General features: G+C 74.0%; 12 protein-coding genes, 1 pseudogene and 1 riboswitch. Of the genes and pseudogenes, 4 read left to right on the plus strand and 9 right to left on the minus strand.

What is annotated here, in order from left to right; all coding sequences use genetic code 11:
* From ACWCSV_RS33750 to ACWCSV_RS33765, 4 genes and pseudogenes are all read right to left on the minus strand, one after another.
* Positions 1-219 (minus strand): annotated as a pseudogene (locus ACWCSV_RS33750) (hypothetical protein); the annotation flags it as partial.
* 385 nt (positions 220-604) lie between these two features.
* The gene (locus ACWCSV_RS33755) at positions 605-895 is read right to left on the minus strand and encodes a hypothetical protein (RefSeq protein WP_451148931.1); all 291 of its coding nucleotides are present in this window, start codon (positions 893-895) and stop codon (positions 605-607) included.
* A 195-nt stretch (positions 896-1,090) separates the two neighbouring features.
* Positions 1,091-1,435, minus strand: a complete 345-nt coding sequence (locus ACWCSV_RS33760) for a WXG100 family type VII secretion target (RefSeq protein ID WP_451148933.1) — start codon at positions 1,433-1,435, stop codon at positions 1,091-1,093.
* Between the two features lie 239 nt (positions 1,436-1,674).
* Complete coding sequence (locus ACWCSV_RS33765; protein WP_451148935.1) at positions 1,675-2,397, minus strand: hypothetical protein; 723 nt, start codon at positions 2,395-2,397, stop codon at positions 1,675-1,677.
* Between the two features lie 1,009 nt (positions 2,398-3,406).
* On the opposite strand from ACWCSV_RS33765, the gene ACWCSV_RS33770 reads away from it, so the two are divergent.
* A complete protein-coding gene (locus ACWCSV_RS33770; RefSeq protein ID WP_451148937.1) occupies positions 3,407-5,842 on the plus strand; it encodes a hypothetical protein in 2,436 nt (811 codons plus the stop codon).
* A 104-nt stretch (positions 5,843-5,946) separates the two neighbouring features.
* Here the strand turns inward: ACWCSV_RS33770 and ACWCSV_RS33775 are convergent, their stop codons facing one another.
* The 3 genes from ACWCSV_RS33775 to ACWCSV_RS33785 form a co-directional block, all read right to left on the minus strand.
* Positions 5,947-7,941, minus strand: a complete 1,995-nt coding sequence (locus ACWCSV_RS33775; protein WP_451148939.1) for a hypothetical protein — start codon at positions 7,939-7,941, stop codon at positions 5,947-5,949.
* On the minus strand, positions 7,938-9,029 hold the full coding sequence (locus ACWCSV_RS33780) for a hypothetical protein (protein ID WP_451148941.1): 1,092 nt from the start codon (positions 9,027-9,029) through the stop codon (positions 7,938-7,940). The genes ACWCSV_RS33775 and ACWCSV_RS33780 overlap by 4 nt, the downstream gene beginning before the upstream one ends.
* A gap of 255 nt (positions 9,030-9,284) precedes the next feature.
* The gene (locus ACWCSV_RS33785; RefSeq protein ID WP_451148943.1) at positions 9,285-9,935 is read right to left on the minus strand and encodes a response regulator transcription factor; all 651 of its coding nucleotides are present in this window, start codon (positions 9,933-9,935) and stop codon (positions 9,285-9,287) included.
* A gap of 517 nt (positions 9,936-10,452) precedes the next feature.
* On the opposite strand from ACWCSV_RS33785, the gene ACWCSV_RS33790 reads away from it, so the two are divergent.
* Entirely contained in the window at positions 10,453-11,499 is a 1,047-nt protein-coding gene (locus ACWCSV_RS33790; RefSeq protein ID WP_451148945.1) for an AraC-like ligand-binding domain-containing protein, read from the plus strand.
* Positions 11,500-11,643: 144 nt separating this feature from the next.
* Positions 11,644-12,633, plus strand: coding sequence for an alpha/beta hydrolase (locus ACWCSV_RS33795; RefSeq protein WP_451148947.1), 990 nt, complete (start codon positions 11,644-11,646; stop codon positions 12,631-12,633).
* Positions 12,634-12,716: 83 nt separating this feature from the next.
* Here ACWCSV_RS33795 and ACWCSV_RS33800 read toward each other — a convergent pair whose 3' ends face one another.
* Entirely contained in the window at positions 12,717-14,972 is a 2,256-nt protein-coding gene (locus tag ACWCSV_RS33800; RefSeq protein WP_451148949.1) for an ATP-binding protein, read from the minus strand.
* 228 nt (positions 14,973-15,200) lie between these two features.
* Complete coding sequence (locus ACWCSV_RS33805) at positions 15,201-16,616, minus strand: purine-cytosine permease family protein (protein ID WP_451148951.1); 1,416 nt, start codon at positions 16,614-16,616, stop codon at positions 15,201-15,203.
* Positions 16,608-16,701: riboswitch (TPP riboswitch) on the minus strand. Its footprint overlaps the gene before it by 9 nt.
* A 241-nt stretch (positions 16,702-16,942) precedes the next feature.
* On the opposite strand from ACWCSV_RS33805, the gene ACWCSV_RS33810 reads away from it, so the two are divergent.
* Entirely contained in the window at positions 16,943-18,136 is a 1,194-nt protein-coding gene (locus ACWCSV_RS33810) for a glycoside hydrolase family 76 protein (RefSeq protein WP_451148953.1), read from the plus strand.
* The last annotated feature ends 198 nt before the right edge of the window (positions 18,137-18,334 follow it).

An 18,334-nucleotide genomic window follows, 5' to 3' on the forward strand; every position in this document is an offset into this window, starting at 1 on the left:
GCCCGTGGTGTTCCAGTTGTTGAACCCCATCTGCGGGGTACGGGCCAAGCCGTTCTCCACCGCCGCGGCCTCCGGCGCGGCGGCCACGGCAGCGAGTTGTACACCGGCCGTGACTCCCGTGGTCAGGGCCGCCGCCCCGGCCAGACCGCCGAGGGTGAGCGTGAAGGAAGCGACCGAGACCGCTAAACGGTGTCTGAAACTGTGCCATTCACAGGACATGTGCCGCTCCTGGGGGGTAATTGACGCACAACCCAACACGGGTAAACGGAATCAACCACATGACATCGCTGTTACATGTACATGTCAATAGAGCGGGTGAAGGTCTTCCCGTCCTCCCGGGACGGGGCCCCCTCGGTGGTGTCCGGCCGAGACGGAGAGACGCTGTCGTGGGTACGGCGACAGGCAGCACGGCACCGGGAGTCCGCCGACCCGGGCGAACAGGTACGGGGAGGCGGCGTCCACGGCCGCAGGTCCGGAACCTCCGCCGCCTTCAGGCACGCCGACACGTCCGGCGCACTGCCCGCCGGCGGTCCGGAGACCGGCGAAGGGCAGTGCACGCCCGTCGGGTGCACGCCCGGGAGGCCGCCGCCGTAAGCCGGCCCGGTCACCTGCTCCAGAGCTGGGTGCCGCGGTCGACCGCGCTGACATAGTCCTCACGGCAGGATGCGGCGGCCCGCTGGGCCTGCGCCGCAAGGGCCCGCATGTTGACGGTGGCCTGGTTCCACTGAGCCTTGTTGGCGTCGAACAGCTCCTTGACGGAGCTGTCCCAGCCGCTGAGGGCCGCGGTGCCGCCCGCGGCGAACTGCTCGTTCAGCGAGTCGATCTCGGCCTGGACCGTCGTCAGCTGGTCGAGCACCTCGTTGACGGCGCCCCAGCTGATCATGTACGTCGGCATGCTTTTCCTCCGGTTCGGATGAGTGCGTGGTGAAGTGCGGCCCGGATGGCCCTCGGGCATGCACGCCGGATCAGTAAGCACCGCCCGACCGGCGGGAAGGGCTGTACACGACCCGTCCCTCCGGGCGCGGGCGCGCATCCGACAGGACGACCCGCCGGAGCGGGATGTTCGGGACGCGCTCCGGCGGATCTCGGCTCAGAAGCCGGTGACTCCGGCGGGCTCCCCCATGACGGCGCCGACGCGCATCACGGCCTGGGCGGTCGCGTCGTGGGTACTCGCCAGCGCCGTCCGGTTCGCCACGATGCGTTCCTGCATCTGGTCCAGCACCTTCCCCACGACCTGGTAGTTCTGCAACCAGGCGGCCATCGCGTTGGCGAAGTTGGTGCCGGCCTCCCCCGTCCAGCCGGTCACCGCCTCCGCCGTCAGGGCCTGCAGTCTGGTGAACGTCGCTCGGTGGCTCTCCAGAGTCGACAGGTGATTCCCGCCGGACGTCTGGATACCTTCGAGGTCAACTGCCTCAATTCCGGAACCTGCGGCCATTACGGACCCTTCGTATGAATGGGTGAAATTGAGGGAGCTTTCACTCCGTCACAGGTATCCTGCCCGCACCGCTGAGCCGGTGACAGCTCAATGGGTCCGCCCTGCCCGGTGTGACACGCCCCCTGCCCCTGTGACCCCGGGGCGAACACCGGGTTACGCCGGGCGTACTCGCCCTTCCGCCGCCGGGCCGTCCGGAGGCCGGTGGGGCCGTGAGGCCCACGGATCGACGCGGCCCCGGGTCACGGGTGCCGGACGGTGGTGCCCGTCGCCCACAGCCGCGTACCCCCCTGTCGGACAACGAGGTTGCCGTCCGCCCCCAGCACCAGTACGGCGCCTTCGTGGCCGTCGGTCCGCGAGGACCAGACGGTCCGCATGTCCCTGGTGTAGACCACGAGGTTGCCGTCGGCCTGGAAAACCGTCCTGGCCCCCCGCCCCACCGTCCCGGCCGCCCACAGCGGGTGGTTCGCCCGGTCGTAGAGCACCAGGTTGCCGTCGCCCTGGAAGGCGAGGACGACTTGGCCGGCGAACCAGCTCTGGCCGCGTTCCAGGACGCTGGTGCCCCGGACGACGGACTCCGTCCCGCGCAGCACCGCGGCTCCGGCGGATTCTTCGTCCGGGTGCTCATCGGCGGGTACCGGCTCCGCCACCGCCATCCGGGAGCTCTCCGCCACGGGCTCCGGCGTGCTGCGCGTGGGAGGGGTCGACGGGCGGCCGGCGGGAGGCGGCGGGTCGGCCGCCGGAGCTGGGCGGGAGCGGGCCGGGGAGGCTGTACCGGCGTCGGTGGAGGGGCCGCCGGAAGGGGCGGTGGCAAGCGGCGTGCGGTCCTGCGGGTACTCCTCGGTGGGTGCGGCGGCCTCGGGGCCCCGCGGCCGGTCCGCGTCGTCCAGCAGCAGTGCCGGCGCGACCAGGACCAGAAGGCAGAGCCCGACGGCTCCGGTCAGCAGGTGGCGGGTCAGGTGCACGCGGGGTATCGGGGCCTCCGCTTCCTCCCCCGTCCCTTCGGCACCAGCGGGCCCGGCGCTCCATACCGGCCTGCGGACGGCCCGTCGTGCGTACGACGCGCCCTCCGGCCCGGAGGGGCGGGTGGTCTTCGCCGGTCCGGCTTCGGGGCGGCCGTCCTGCTCACCCGCGTCGCCCGGGGGCCGTTGCCGCCGGTACGGTCGGCGCCCCCGCCGCGACTCCCCCGTCGGCTCCCCGGCGGGTCGCGGGCCGCACCCGGCACCCGTTTCCTGCTGCGCCACGTGGGAACCTCTCTGGGTCGTCGAACGCGATCGGTGGAACGGAAACGCCGTGAACGGGCGCCGTGGAGCACGCACGGGAAAGGCGCCTCGGGGCACGGGAACCGCTCTTGACCGTGTGAGCCGTCGAGGACGGCACGGAACCGTCGTCGCACACCCACCAGGGATTGCGGGACAGCCCTCAGCCGTGAGCGTAGGGAGGATCACGGCGGAGTGACGGCTGATCGCTCATACCGGGCCCGGAAGCACGGGATCACTTCCCTTTCTGCCGCCGTACGGTCCGGGGTGCCGGGCGCGTGCGTGCGCCTTCTCCCGCCGTCGCAGGCCGGAGGACGCCCACCCGGACGCACGGGGGCGGGGAGATCGCGGTCGGGCCAGCGGGACCGGCCGGCACGCGCACCGGCGGACGCGTCGCGGCGGACGCGTCGCGGCAAGCCCGGAGGGCGGGGTCTGCACGGTCGGGCACGGATGCTTCCCGGAGGGGCGGCGGCGAGGCCGGACCGGACCGATCTCTATATCGTGGGTCCGGGCATCGCGCCGGAGCGGACCGCACCCCGGCACGGCCGGCGTGCCTCAGCACGACCACGGAGATACCGCGGATGAAACGCAGTCAGGTGACGAGGACGGCCCGCCCCCGCCCCTCGTCCCCCCTCGCCGCCGACGAAGCGCCCGGCCTTCGGCCCGGCCCCGGGCGGCGTACCTCCCCCGGCTCCGCGCCCTGGCGGACCGGCACTTGACGTCTCCGAACCAGGACGGCGGCGCAACCGGCCGCAAGCGCCCCTGGCTGCCGTCGAGAGCCCGCTCCGCACCGCCGGTCGAGCGGCGTGGAACGCCCGCCGCCCAGCCGGCCGAGGTGCCGGCCCCGCCGCTCGGGGTGCGGCGGGTCGGCACCACCTGGCTGGTGCATCCCGCCGACGGCCCGGACCGCCAGTCCCTGCTCTTCGCCGCCGGTCTGGCAGCCGACCCCGAATACGCCCTGGTGGTGGTGGACCTCCCGCCGCAGTCGCCGTTCGACTCGGTCGAGGAGGCCGTGGCGCGGGAGGTGTCCCCCGGTCCCCACGGCCTGCGCGTCGTGTTCGGCCGGACGCCGTCCCAGGGCGCCGCCCCCGCCGGACGCCTGCTGGCGCGAGGGCTGGGTGTGCCCGTGGTCGTGCCCGACGGCGTACTGCGCCCGTCCGCCGGAGGCGCCCTCTTCATCGGGGCCGACCGGGGCCGGGGCTGGGTGCTGTGCATGCCCGGGGGCCAGGTCCACTACGTCTCGCGCCGTTTCCCGAGGCCCGTGTGGGACGAGTGCCTGCCCGGCCGCCCGCTGCCGGTGGGGCCGTCGGCCGTCGCCGAACCGGTGCCGGCCGGGGTGTGGGTGCGTCCGGTACGGGAGGACGCGGCGCAGAACCGGTACCGGGGGCACCTCGCCGCGCGGTTGCGGGGCCGGGGCGACGCGCCCACCGTCGTGGTCGGTACCCCTGGGACGCCCGTGCCGGCGCCGGAGGACCTCGCGCACTTCCTGCGCGGGCTGCCGGCGGGTGCGGCGCCGCGCGTCGTGCTCCACGGGCCGGGCCGCGCCCCCGCCGCTCCGCCCTTCGGCCGGACCCTCGCCGCGCTCACCGGCGAGGCCGTCCACGTGTACAACGGTTTCCCCACCGGCGATCCGCTGGTCGGCCGGACCCCCTCGGACGAGGTCGTCCTCCTCGCCCCGGACGGCTCGCCCGGGCGCTCCGTGCTGGCACGCGAGTTCCTGCACCTTCCGCCGGAGCCGGAGGGCCCCCCGCATCCCGCCCTCGCGACGGACCACCGCTGGCCCCTGGACCATCTGCCGATGATCCGTCAGGGGCTCCACCACGGCGGGTCCGGTGTGGTCCTGGAGGTACTCCCCTGGGGGCTGTGGATACGCCCCTCCGCCGAACCGGCCCACGCCCACGAGGTGCGCGGGGCCCCGGCCCACCCCGGCCACGAACAGATCCTGTGCGACGACGGCGCCCCCCAGGCACTGCCCCGGCTCCGGCAACTGGCCGACGACGTCCTCCGGCGCCTGCCCGGCCGGTCCGGCCCGCCGGTGCGCGTACTGATCTCCGACCGGCCCTGGTGGCCGGCTGCCGACGCCCCCGGGCCGCACGTCCCGACCGCCGTCGGAGCCGCCCCGGCACCCGCCGTCGGCCCGCTCACCGGCCCACTCGCGGTCCCGGACTTCGACCCTCTTCTGGATCCTCTCCCCGCCCCTCTCCCGGAACGGTTCCCGCAGCCCGCGCCCGGTTTTCCGGAGAGCCGGGCGGAGGCGTCGGAGGCGTCGGAGGCGCGACCGTACCCGGGCCCGGGTACGCCCCTGGACGCGGCGGTCGTCGCCCTGGCGCTGCGCCAGGAGCCCCGGCTGGGCGGGGTCCTGCCACGCGAGACCGTCGTAGCCGCCCTCACCGCGGTGCGGCTGCGGCTCACGGCCCGCGCCCGGCGGGACACGGACGGGACCGGGCGCGCCGACGCCCGTACCCCGTCGGCGGCCGACCCGTCCGCCTCGGCGTCGCTGGCCCTGCTGCCCGCCTACGCCGGCGTCGTGGCGCTGCGCGCCGACCTGGACCCGGTGGCACTCGGGCGGTACCGGGTGCACGGAGTCGCCACCGCCCGAGGCGTGTGCGCGGCGTCCCTTTCGGGCATGCCCGGGCGCCCCGGAAACACCGACATCCTCCTCCGCTCGGCCACGGGCCGCCGGACGGCTCTGGTGGAACCGGAGCAGCCCGACCGGGTGCTGTTCCCGCCGGGAACCCGGTTCGAAATCCTCCAGGTCCGCGCCCGGCCGGGCGAGCGCGCGGTGGTGATGATGGGCGAGCTCCCCCCTGCGGGCCTCTGCGGGCCGGGCGGTACCGGGGAGGCCGCCCTGCGCGAGTGCGTGGCGGCGCTGCGGCTCTGGCGTCAGGACGAGGAGAGCGGCGTGGTGCGCGGGCCGTGGGGAGATCCGTTCGCGACGCCGCCGGCCCCGGAGGATTCCGCGGCTCCGGAAGAGTGCGCGTCTCAGGGGGGCTCCGCGGTTCCGGGGGGCTCCGCGGTTCCGGCCACGGAAGCCGGTCCGGCCGGGCCCGCTTCCTTGGCGGACCGGCGGCCGGCGGCGGCAACGGCAGCGACGGCGGCGGTGGCGGTGGCGGGCGTGCGACCAGTCGCGCTCGGCGGGCGGTTCCGCTGACCTGTGGGCCGTTGCCGTCCTGCGGGGCCGTCACGGCACCGTCCCTCTCCGCAGGACCGTTTCGGCGCTCCCGTATCCCGTGGGCCGGAGAAGGGAGGGGCTGGTCAGCCGCCCGCCCAGTCCCGCCGTGCGCGGACGAGGTCCGCCGCTGCCGCACTGTCGCGGGCGCGGTCGGCGGGCGGCTCGTCCGGCGCCAACTCCCGCATCATCACTACTCCGGGGGCGTCGGGGTCGGCTTCCAGTACCCGGAACCGGGAGCCGGGGAGGAAGAGCACCCGTCCCGGGCGGAGGGGGTCGAGCAGATCCGTGCGGCGGCCGTGGACGGACCGGATGAGGAAGTCCGTGTTGCCCGGGGCACCGGCGGGGCCCAGTGCCGACGCCTCGCAGACGAGCGGGTCGGTCACCACGGGCCGCCCGGCGTACCACTGCCGCATCGGCTCGTCGAGCGTGGCGCGCAGCCCGGTCGGCCCGAGGTGGACGGGAAGCATGCGCAGTCCTCTGACGAGCAGCGCGTCGTCGACCGGGCTCATCGGGTGCTGGTGCCGCCGCGTCACGGTGCCGTGGGCTGCCGCGCGTTCATCGAGGAGGCGGAGTACGGCCGCCAGGGCGGCCTCGGGGTCCGGGTCGCCGTCCGCCAGGTCCGGATGGGCGCGCAGTATCCCTTCGGCGAGGTGCACCGGGCCGCGGGGCCCGGGGCGTGCGGCAGGGGCGCCTTCCCGCCGGGCGGTGGAGGGAGTACCGCCGGCCATGGCGGTGGGCCGGCCGACCCCGAGGCGTACGGCACCGCGCAGTTCGGAGGGAAACGACCGCACCAGGCCCTGTGCGAGCCGCCGGAGTCCGGGGAGTTCCGCCTCCGAGCCGGCGTCGCAGAGAACCCGCTCGCCCTCGGGGTCGGGATCGGCGTCCCGCATCTGCGGGGCGTGCACGGGGGCCGGCGTCGGGCGCACCCACAGTCCGCCGCGGACCACTTCGACGACGACGCCGTCCGCAAGGCGGTGGGTACCGGGACGGATCTCCGGGAGGTCACCGAGCGGCCAGGTGTGCGTCGCGGCGTACGGGCGGGGAGGCGGGCCGGGGAACCCCGCCGGGGGCAGATGGACGAACTCCTGCGCGCGCAGGGCCCGGCCCGGCGTTCCGTCGGCTCCCACCAGCAGGACGTCGTCGGTGTCGGAGCCTCCCTGCGGCATCCCGCCGAGGACCCGTACGGGTGCGCCGACGGCCTGGGCGAGGACGTCGCCCAGGTGCCGCCCGCCGCTCAGGCGGGCCGGGCCGTAACAGAGGAACCGCACCTCCGGGCGCAGCCGCGGGGGCAGTTCCTGCCAGAACCGGGCGACGTCCGCCATCGGGAGGGCGGGGGCCCCGGGAACGCCGAGTGCCACGGTCATCAGTGCGGCGGACACCCCGGTTCCGAGGGAGAGACGGGTCCGGTGGTCGTCCAGGGCGGAGTTCTCCCCCGCGGGCCGCAGCCACACGCCGGCGGGGACAGGTTCCGCCACGCTCCGGCCGACCGGCCAGGGGCGCCCGGGCAGGGCGGCCTCCCACGACGGTTTCGGAAAAGCGTGGGAGTCCGTCGTCTCCGGTGCACCGGGCGCACACCGCATCCACCCGGGTCCGGTGGGCGGGCCCGCGTACAGGCCTCCGCCGGGGGTCGGCAGGGGAGGGCCTTCCGCGGCGATCACCGTCCGGCCCAGCCGTTCGGCGAGTCGGCGGGCGACGGTCACGGCATCGCGGAGCGGAGGACGGCCGAACACCAGCCGCAGGGCGTCGGTCCCGGCGGGAATGCTCCCGGCGAGCCTGTCCAGGGCCGTGTCGTCCGCCCCGCCGGGCAGATCGGCGACGACGACCGTGCACTCGGGGTCCGGGGCGAGCCGGGCCGTGAAGGCGAGGGCCCGCGGATCCACCGGTCCTTCGGGAGCCAGCAGCCAGGCGTCTCCCGCACGGTGGGCGGCGAAGCGGGCGCCGACGACGTCCGTCCGCCGCTGGGCAGGAGCGGGAGCTACGCGACCGGACGCCCCGTCCGGAGCGGACAGGACGGGCGCCCGGCGCGGTCCGGAGGCGGTCGCGGGCGGTGCGGCTGCCTTGCCCGCGGGTCGCGTCACATCGCGGTGCCGGTGGACCACAGCACCGTACTGCCCTGCTCGATCACCACGTTGCCGTCGGCCCGGAGCACGAGCCTGGCTCCGTTGTGGCCTTCGGTGTGCGAGGACCAGACGGTCCGCCCGTCCTGGCTGTAGACGGCCAGGTTGCCGTCCGCCTGGAAGACCGCCTTGACGCCGCCCTGCCCGACCGTCCCGGACCACCACAGCGGGGTGCCCTGGGTGTCGTAGAGCACCAGGTTGCCGTCGCCCTGGAAGGCGAAGAAGAGGCGGTTGGTGGACAGCGACTGCCCGGCCTCCAGCACGCGGGTGGCGTTCACCACGGTGGTCGTCCACTGCTGGGCGGGGGCAGTGCTGGGTGCGGGTGCGGTGCTCGGCCGTGAGCTCGGCGCGCTCTGCGCGCTCCGGGTTCTGCTCGGCGTTGCGGCGGCGGACCGCGTGGGCCCGGCCGTCGGGGTGGGTACGGTCGCCGCCACCTCGACGAGGGTGTCGTGCCCGGCACTCCCGGTGTTCTTGGCGTGCCCCGTACCACCGGACGCCGTCGGGCCCGGTGACGTCCGCGGGGCGGCGGAGTCTCCGGAGTCCGGGGCCGTGCCGGTTTCCGGGTCCCTGTCCTCCGCTCCGGCCTTGACCGTCTGCAGCGGCGCGTCGTCTCCGAACAGGTGCGGGGCCAGCAGGAGCAGCGCGCTGAGCACGCCCGCTCCGGCCAGTATCGGCTTGGCGAGGTGCCCGCGCGAGGCGGTGCGTGCGCCGGTGCCGTTCCCGGAACGCCCGGTCCGCCGGCGGCGCTCCTTCGCGGACCTGGACGGGGCCGCGGGGGAAGAGGTGTGCTGATCCTCCGGTGCACGGCCCGCGTCGGGGGCGGCACCGGAGGCCCGGCCGGGCGCGGCGGGGCCGGTGCGAGTGGCCTCGGTGTCCACGGCAGGGCCGGTGGAGCTCGCGGGTTCCCCGGCGGGTGCGAGGAACGGGTCTTCTTCGCCCGTCCCGTCCGGCGGAAGCTGCCACGGCAGCTCGTTCTCCCATACCGCCCGACCACCCTGGGCCCCGCCGAACTCGTCGGAGCGGCCGGCCTGCGGCTCGCGGTGGTTCATCTCCACGCCTTCCCGGTCCCACTGTCTGAGTGATCGTTCGCCGGCGGCCCCGTGCTTCGCCGGAGTGTTCGGCGCGTCCCATGGGCACCGGCCGCGCCGGCCCGCCTCCCGGACCGTCCCCGGTGCGCCGGCCCATGGTCGGCGAGAGGAGGAACGACCGTGCGCGAAGCCTAGAAAGATCGTGGCGGCGACGCGGGCCTGATCGGGCAGGCGTGCACGGAAGCACAGCACTCGTACCCTTCTCGACACGTGTGGTCAGAGAATGCCCATGCGGATGGCGTACGCGACGGCGTGGGTGCGGTTCCGCAGATCGAGGCGCTTGATCACCGCCTGGATGACGCTTTTGATCAGACGTTCCGAGTAGCTGAGCTTGTTGGCTATCTCGACGGTGTCCATCCCCTCGGCCAGGAGCTGGAGGACGTCGAGTTCGCGCTGGGACAGTTCCACCGGCAGCAGTCCGGTGGGGCACTCGTCCCTCTGCATGGTGCGCATGCGGTCGAGCAGCATGCTCATCAGGAGCGGGGGCAGTACGGCGCGTCCGTGGTGGGCTTCGACCGCCGCCGTGAGGATCTGGCTGAAGCTGGTGAAGGGCCGTACCAGGAAGCTCACCAGACCGTGGTTGACGGCGAGGGCCAGCTGCTGTTCGGAGATGTGGTCCGCGACGAGCACGATCCGAATCCGTCCGCCGGTGGCCTGGCTGGCCCGGCTCATCGTGGACAGCGTCTTGCCGCTCACCGCGGCCGTGAGGACCACCAGGATGTCCGCGTCAGCGATCTGATCCGCCGTCAGTAGCGTGACCCGGCTGTCCGCACTCAGAAACGCCGCCGTTCCGTCCCGGGTGAGGAGGTCGTCGGCCCGTACCACGACTCCTGGGACGGAGCGCGCTTCATCTGTGTGATCAGGCATGGGACTCCTTGTCGAGGACGCGGCACCGCGCGGAAGGAGCGCAGAAACCGGGGCTGCCCGCCATCCGCGTCAGTGCCGATCGGGCCGGGCCGGCCCGGCCTCGGATCCATGGGATCTCGGAGGACGCGCTTCCTTCTCTCGGCTCCGATCATCACAGCTCGTGGAGCGGCTTCCGGCACAAGTTGCCTGGCCATGCCCTATCAAGCAGAAGCAGTGCACTGTCGGACAAGTGCCGGCCACGGCCGCCCGCGCCCGCGCCCCGCGCCGTTTCCGGCACGGCGCGCGAGGGGCTTTTCGCTGCCGCGAGTTCTGCCTGTGGTTCTGCCTGGAGACCCGCTGCACCCGCTGGTTGGCTGTTCCGTGCGGGCAGGAACCGGCCCCCGACGAAGCGGAGCCGGTCGCGCTCCGGCGAGGCCTCTGCCCGCCGGCGACCGGCCCGGACCCACCGGGCGCCACCGTCCGGAAGCGCGGCCGTCGGTCGCCGTCCCTGTGTAACTTCCCTGAGAAGAGAAGCAACTTGAGCCAGGTTTTGACGACCGCCTCCGTACCTGACCGGGACAAGGTCGCCCACTGGAACGCCGGGGTGAACAGGACCCTGGTGCCGATGACCGTCACCCCGCGCGGTGACGGTCCCTTCGACGCCCGGATGGTCACGCGTCGCCTCGGATGTCTCCAGGTCTCGACCGTGGAAGCCGACGCGGAGCAGGTCAGTCGCACTCCGGCGCTCATCGCCCGCTCGTCCGCGGCGCTGGTGTCCGTCAGCCTCCAGATGTCGGGGACCGCCACCCTGGTGCAGGACGGCCGGCAGGCCGAGGTGGGTGAGGGAGACCTGGTGGTGTGCGACCGGAGGCGGCCGTACTCCTTCGACTATCCGGACCGGTTCGCCACCCACATCTTCCAGTTGCCCCGCAGCGTGCTGGGCGTGCCGGACAGCGACATCGGGCAGGTCACGGGCTACGCCATCGGCACCGGGGACGGCTTCGGCGCGGTCCTGCGGCCCTTCCTGACCACGCTCGCCTCCTTGACGGACGTCTGTCCGCCGGCCGTCGCGGACCGGCTCGCCGGCAACGTCGTCGATCTGTTCGCCACCCTGATCGCCGAGCGGGTCCGCCCGGGTGCCACCGGTGCGGACACCGCGCGCAGCGACCTGCTGCGGCGCGTCCGTACGTACATCAACCAGAACCTGGGCGACCCGGACCTCTCGCCCGAGAGCATCGCCCGGGCGCACCACTTCTCCGTCCGGTACCTCCACCGGCTGTTCGAGGGCGAGGGGACCACCGTCGGGCGGCTCGTCCTGACGCGCCGTCTGGAGGAGTGCGGCCGGGAGTTGTCCCGTCGCGGCGGGACCGCGCTCACCGTCTCCGCCGTGGCCCAGCGGTGGGGCTTCGTCAGTCCCGCCCACTTCAGCCGGGCCTTCCGCACCGCCTACGGCGTCTCTCCGCGGGAGTGGCGCGGCCTGCGCACCGCGCGGAGTTCCGCCGGGCGGTCCCCGGCGGACTCTCCGGTCCCGCCGTTCCCGGTTGCGGACCGGGTGCCGGCCGGCCTCTCACCGTCCGCGGGGTGATTCGGCGTCGTACGATCACGCCGCACCCCCGCGGCACCCGGACGGCCCGGCGGCCGTCGTACCTCTGCTTTCCCCGCATCACGGCTCGGCATCCGGTGCACCGGCCACCCCTCCCCCTTCTTGGCCCTCTCGGTAGGAGACCGTGTGACCGACCATGCCCCTCCGCCCCTCCGGCAGCCGGTCCTGGACCACGCCACCCGGGCGTTCGTGGAGCGGTACACGTGCCCGCCGTCCGCACACGCCCCGGACCTGGAAGCCGCCCGGCGGGACCTCGCCCGTCTGCAGGGCGGTGGTCGCCCTCCCGACGAACAGGACACCTGCTCGGAGTGGTTCGCCCTGCCGGGCGGGCCGACCGGTCACGTACGGGTACAGGTGGTCAAGCCGGCCGGGAGCGTCGGCGACCTCCCCGTCGTTCTCTTCCTGCACGGGCTGGGCTGGGCGCTGGGCGACGCCGTCACCCATGAGCGCCTGGTGCACGCGTTCGTCCTCGGGACGGACGCGGCCGTGGTCTTCGTCGAGTACGAGCGTGCCCCGGAGGCGCGGTATCCGGTCGCCGTCGAGCAGTGCTACGCGGTTGCCCGGTGGATCGCCGGGCAGGGTGGCGAGATCGGTCTGGACGGGGACCGCATGGCCGCGGTGGGTTTCTCGGCGGGCGGCAACCTGGTGGCCGCGCTGACCCTGCTCGCCAAGGAGCGCGGCGGGGTGCGGCTGCTGCACCAGGTGCTGCTCTGCCCCGTCACCGACGCCGACTTCGACACTCCCTCGTACCGGCGGTTCGCCACCGGCTACTTCCTCGGCCGCGAGACCATGCGCTGGTTCTGGGACCAGTACCTCCCCGACGCCCGGCACCGGAGCGAGGCCACCGCGTCACCGCTGCGGGCCACCCTGGAGCAGCTGACCGGGCTTCCCCCGGCGCTGGTGATCACCGGCGAGGCCGACGTGCTGCGCGACGAGGGCGAGGCGTACGCGGCCAGGCTCCGGGAGGCCGGGGTCCCGGTGGTCTCCATGCGGTACCACGGGACGGTCCACGGTTTCATGGTGCTCGATCCGCTCCGCCACACGGAAACCGCCCACGCCGCGCTCGTCCAGGCCCTCGACACCGTGCACGTCGCCCTGCACCGGCACCGGGACTGACTCCGGCGCCGCCGGGCAGGTCGCGCCGCCTTTCCCCGGCGGCACCTCCCCCTGCCGTCTCGGATCACCTGGCGGTCACGACGTCACGCGGCGGGGAGCGCGTCCAGGTGCTCCTGCGCGGCCTTCACGTGGGCGGGGTCGGCCACCTCGCCGAGGCCGACGACCTGGTGGAGGAAGGAGCGGGCTTCCTCGAACTCCCCCAGTTCGATCAGGGCCTCCCCCAGGCCCAGCATCGTCATGCCCTCCAGGATGGTCTGACCGGTGCGGGTGGACTGGGCCACCGTTGTGCGGTAGAGGTCGGCGGCCTCGCGCCACCGTCCCAGGGCGGCGTAGTCGTGACCGAGAGCGCTGCTCGCGATGGCACGGTAGGTGTCTGCGGCATGCCCGCTCACCGGGCAGTCGGGTGCGTCGAGGAAGGCGATGACACGCTCGTGCTGGACGACTGCCTCCTCGGCGCGGCCGAGGTCGCGCAAGCAGCCTCCGTACACGCCGATGGCCCCGATCCAGCCGTCGTTGTCGCCGGCTTCTTCGAAGAGGTCGACGGCGGCGCGTACCTTGTCGAAAGCCTCCTGGATCTCTCCGAACCGCCGGTGGGGAGTCACCGCGTACATCAGGGCCCAGGCCTGCTGGGCGGGGTCCTGGGCGCGGCGGGCGAACACCAGGGCTTCGTCGGCCCGTGCGATGGCCTCCCGGTCCCTTTGTTCGGAGATGCCCAGGGCCCAGGCGTGGTAGTTGAGGTGGACGGCCCGCAGGCTGGGGTCGTCGATCACGGCAGCGGCTTCGCTCGACAGGCTGAAGACCTCGGACCAGTGTCCCCAGACCCAGACGCCGCAGATCCACCCCATGGCATCGGCGGTCTCCACGACCCGGGTGTGCTCACCGCGCCGCGCCGCGCCGCGCAACGCGGCGAGCCAGGCGGTCGCTTCGCTCTGGAGCCAGGCGCGGGCCTGCCCAGCGCTCTCCAGCGGGACCAGGCCCCGCCACGAGGACGGCGGCGCTCCGTGCTCGGGCTTGTACCAGTGGCCGGCGACGACCGCTGTCTCCAGCAGCCAGGTGCGCAACCGGTCCTCGGCCACCGCCCGCTCGTCCGGCTTCTCCTCGCGGGTGAGGCGGGCACGGGCGAACAGGGTCAGAAGGTCGTGCAGTTGGTAACGGCCGACGAAGGTGGCCTGGAGCAGCCCGGCCTCGACCAGCTCCTCCATCACGTCCTCCGCCTCGAAGATGCCGGTCGCGGTCAACGCGGCACCGTAGGCGGCGGTCATGTCCGGTGCCGGCACCAGGCTCAGCAACCGCAGCATCCGGGCGGCCTGTTCGGTCAGCTGCCGGTAGGACAGCTCGAACGCCGCCTCCACCCGGACGTCTCCGGCGACGAGCGCGCCCAGGCGGCGTTCCTCGTCGGCGAGGCGGCGGACCAGGTGGTCGACGCTCCACCCCGAGCGGACGGTCAGCCAGTTCCCCGCCACCCGCAGGGCCAACGGCAGGTGCCCGCACAGCTCAGCCACCCGCGCCACGGCCCCGGTCTCCGCGTCGGCCCGCTCCTCGCCCAGGATCCGGCGCAGCAGTTCGACGGCCTCCGACGGCGTCATCTCCGACAGCGCGAGCCGTTCGACGTCCTCCAGTCCGGTCAACGGCCGCCGGCTCGTGACCAGCACCGAGCTCCGTCCGGCCGCGGGCAGCAGGGGCCGGACCTGTCCCTCGTCGCGGGCGTTGTCCAGCACCACCAGGCACCGCCGTTCGCCCAGCAGCGCCCGCAACAGGCCCGCACGCCCCTGAGCGTCTTCCTGCGCCAACTGCCGGTCCGTCACCCCCAGGGCCCTCAGCAACTTCAGCAACGCCTCGTCCGGGGCGACCGGGCCCTCCACCCCGTGGAGGTCGACCACGAAGCACCCGTCGGGGAACTCCCCCGCCAGATCCGCCGCCGCCTTCAGCGCCAGCGTCGTCTTCCCGCACCCCGGCGGCCCCGACACGACCGAGACCGACACTCCCGCGCCGGCACCCGCCCGCGCCGCGGCCTCCTTCAACCGCGCCAGCTCCGGACCACGCCCGGTGAAATCTCCCACCGAACGCGGCGGTACCAGCGTTCCGGTCGCCACCACCGGACGCGCGGGCCGCGCGGCCCGCGCCGAGACCAGCAACGCTTCCCGCTCCGTACCGTCCAGCCCCAGCCCTTCGGCCAGAGCCACCACCGTGCGCCGCTGCGGGACCCTGCTGCGACCCCGTTCCATGTCGCCGATCGCGCGGACGCTGACGCCCGACGCCTCGGCCAACTCCTCCATGGTCAGACGGCCTTGCTGCCGCAGACCACGCAGCATCACACCGAACAGCTCTTTTTCCGACACAGCCCGCTCCCTGTTCTCCGCCCGGGGCAAGGGTACGGCGTGTGCACGCCATACTTTCGTGCCGCAGCCGTCCGCTCCGGCGGACCGGCGCGGGCGGGCGTGTACGGGCGCCGCCGGGCGCAGGCACCGAGGGGCCGGGGATCGCGTGGCGGCGCGTCCGGCCACGGGCTTCGGACCGCTGGACACCGGCCCCGGCCGGTCCCGGAGCGGCGCCCCCACCGGCGTCCGTCAGGAGCGGTGCCGCAGCCGCAGCGGGGCGTAGAGCGCCAGGGCCGCGAGGAACGCCACACCGTAGGCGAGGTCCGCTCCGCGCAGGGCCTTCGCCACCGGGCCCACGTACAGGCCGGTGCTCATGAACGGTACCGCCGCGGCGAAGGCGATCACGAAGGCGGCGAGCGCCGGCCACCACGGCCGGTCGCGGGCGCTCTCGGCGGCGAGGTCGAACGGGGCGCCGCCGCGGTCCTTCTTCCTCGCCCTCCAGTCGACGGCCACGATCGCGACGAAGCCGGGTATCCAGTAGCCGACCAGGAGCAGCACGTTCTGGAAGCGCGCCGCGGTGTCGGCCGCGTGCATCCACAGCACGAGCGGGAAGCCGAGCACGGCGGCGAGCGCCGCGGCGACGGGGCGTGGCAGGCGTACCCCGATCGTCTGCAGCGCCAGGGAGCCGCTGTAGTCGTTCATGGCGTTGCTGCACAGTGCGGCGAGCGCGACGGCGAGCAGACCGAACGCCCCGAGCGCTCCCCCGCCCAGCAGCGTGTCGATGCCACCGGCGGTCTGGTCGATGAAGACGGACGCGCCCCACAGGCCGAGCGTCTGGACCGCCACGAAGGAGACGCCGATGCCCAGCAGGGTGCACCAGAACATGCGGGGGCGCGAGGTGGCGGGGGGCAGGTAGCGGCTGAAGTCGCTCGCGTACGGGGCCCACGAGAGCGCCAGGCTCAGCGCGATCGTGAACGTCAGGACGAACGCGCCCGCCCGGTCACCGCCGTGCGCGGCGCCGGAGGCTGCGGGATGGACACCGTCCAGCAGTTTGAAGGCCAGCACGGCGAAGGCAGCGGCCAGGAGGAACGTCATCACGGTCTGGAGCCGGTGGATCGCCTCGTACCCCAGGACGCCGAGCGCGCCCTGGGCCGCCAGCACGACCAGCACGCCCAGCCAGAACGGCCAGCCGCACAGCTGGGCCAGCGCGTCGCCGCCGAACAGCCCGATGAGAGCGTCCCAGGCGATCGAGGACAGCCACTGCAAGACCCCGGGCAGTACGACGGCACGGCCGAACGCCAGCCTTGCAAGCGGGAGTTGACCGACCCCCGTCCGGCTTCCCCAGGTGCCGAGGTACGCCGTGGGCGCCGCCCCCACGAGCGTGCCGATGACGACGGCGACGAGCGCCGTGGCGAAGTCCAGGCCCAGGGAGATGCCCACGGTGCCGGTGAAGACGCCGGTCATCGTGAGGTTGGGGGCGAACCAGACGGTGAACAGGCGGCCGGGGCCGCCGTACCGCCGGTCCTCGGGAACGGGAGCTATCCCGTGCGTCTCGATCCGCAGATCGCCGGGGGCGGCCGGCATGCGGCCGCCGAAAGCGGATCGCGAGTACGGGGCTTCCCGCTCCGGGGTCGCAGGGTCGTTCTGCGCATACGGCAACGCCATGGAAGACATCCCTCCGCCAGTACTAGCTGGTTCAGGTTCGACGGGTGTGTTCTCAGCCCCGCGCGGGGCACCCCGTGTCCGGTTCGCCGGTCAGGATAGCCGGACGCCGGCCCCTGGCAGGTCAGCGGGGGTGGCCGGGGCACGGGCCCCGCGGGGCGACCTCGGCGCGGGGGCCAGGGGCCCGATGAGGCGCTCGGGCCGGAAGCCGATCTCCCTCCGCCCTTTTCCGTCCGGCCCGTTGACGCCCTCACGCCCCGGTGACAACGTTGTCGAGCACTCTCGGACACCCCGCACCCTGCGTCGCACCTCGAACAGGAGAGTTCCGTATGCGCTGGTCCCCCTCACGCCGTCAGGTCCTCGGCGCCTCCCTGGCCGCCCTGGCCGCCGCGCCCGCGACCGCCGCCGTCGCATCCGCCGCACCGCCCCCTGCCGGTGTCCGGTCCCCCACCCGCTCCGCCGCCCTCTCCCGTGCGCACGTCACCTACGGCGCTCTCGAGAAGTACTTCGACACGGCGGACGGCACCGGACTCGTACGCGAGCGGTACCCGGTCGCCGCAGACGACCGCCCGTACTCCTACGAATGGCCGCTGTCCCAGGTCCATGTCGCCGCTCTCGACCTGGCCTTCGCGGACTCTCGCCACGCCCCGGCCCTGGCCACCCGCGCCAAGGCGCAGGAGCTGTACTGGAACGCCGCGGGCGGCACCACCGGCCTCCCCGGCTACGCCTCCTACCCGGTCGCGCCGCACGGCGACGGCGGGGACATGTTCTACGACGACAACGAGTGGGTGGGGCTGGCCAAGTCCCAGCTGCACCTGCAGACCGGCGACCGGGCCGCGCTCCGCCGCGCGGAGGAGATCTTCGCGCTGGCCGAGTCGGGCTGGGACACCGACGCCGAACATCCCGCCCCCGGCGGGGTGTTCTGGACCCAGGCCGACTGGAGCCACAGCCGCAACACCGTCTCCAACATGCCCGGCGCGCAACTCGGCCTGCGCCTGCACCAGATCACCGGAAGGTCCCACTACCTGGAGTCGTCCAGGCGCTTCTACGACTGGACCAACGCCCACCTGCGGACCCCCGAGGCCCTCTACTGGGACAGCCTCGACCTCACCGGCTCGGTCGACCGGACCGTCTGGTCCTACAACCAGGGCGTCCCGGTCGGCGTCGGCGTCCTGCTCCACCGGGCGACCCGCGACGAGAAGTACCTGAGCCAGGCCCGGCGTACGGCCGAGGCCGCGTATACGCACTTCGTGACCGGGGGCAGGCTGCTGACCCAGCCCGTCTTCTTCAACTCGATCTTCTTCAAGAACCTGCTGCTGCTGGAGTCGGTGACGGGCGGATCCGTCTACCAGCGGGCGATGGCCGACTACGCGGACCACATCTGGTCCGAACAGCGGGACAGCGCCACCGGCTTGATGCACTTCGACGACAGCGGGACCACCCAGGCCATCGAACAGGCCGCCGCCACACAGATCTTCGCGGTACTGGCGTGGCCGCGCGGCGCCTGGCGGACTCTGTACTGAGCTTCGCCGCGTCCGGCGGCCCGGACGCGGCGACAAACCCGGACGCGGCGGCGAGCGGGCGGCCACCGGCCGTCCGTCTGCCCCGGGAAGCCGCAGGAATCGCGGGGGGGGGGGGGCCCGGGGGGGCCCCAACGCGCGCCCCGCTGGGGGGGCGGTGCACCCACCCGGGGGCGCCCGCGCCCCCCCCCACCCCACACT

Source organism: Streptomyces sp. NPDC001770, from assembly GCF_053596135.1.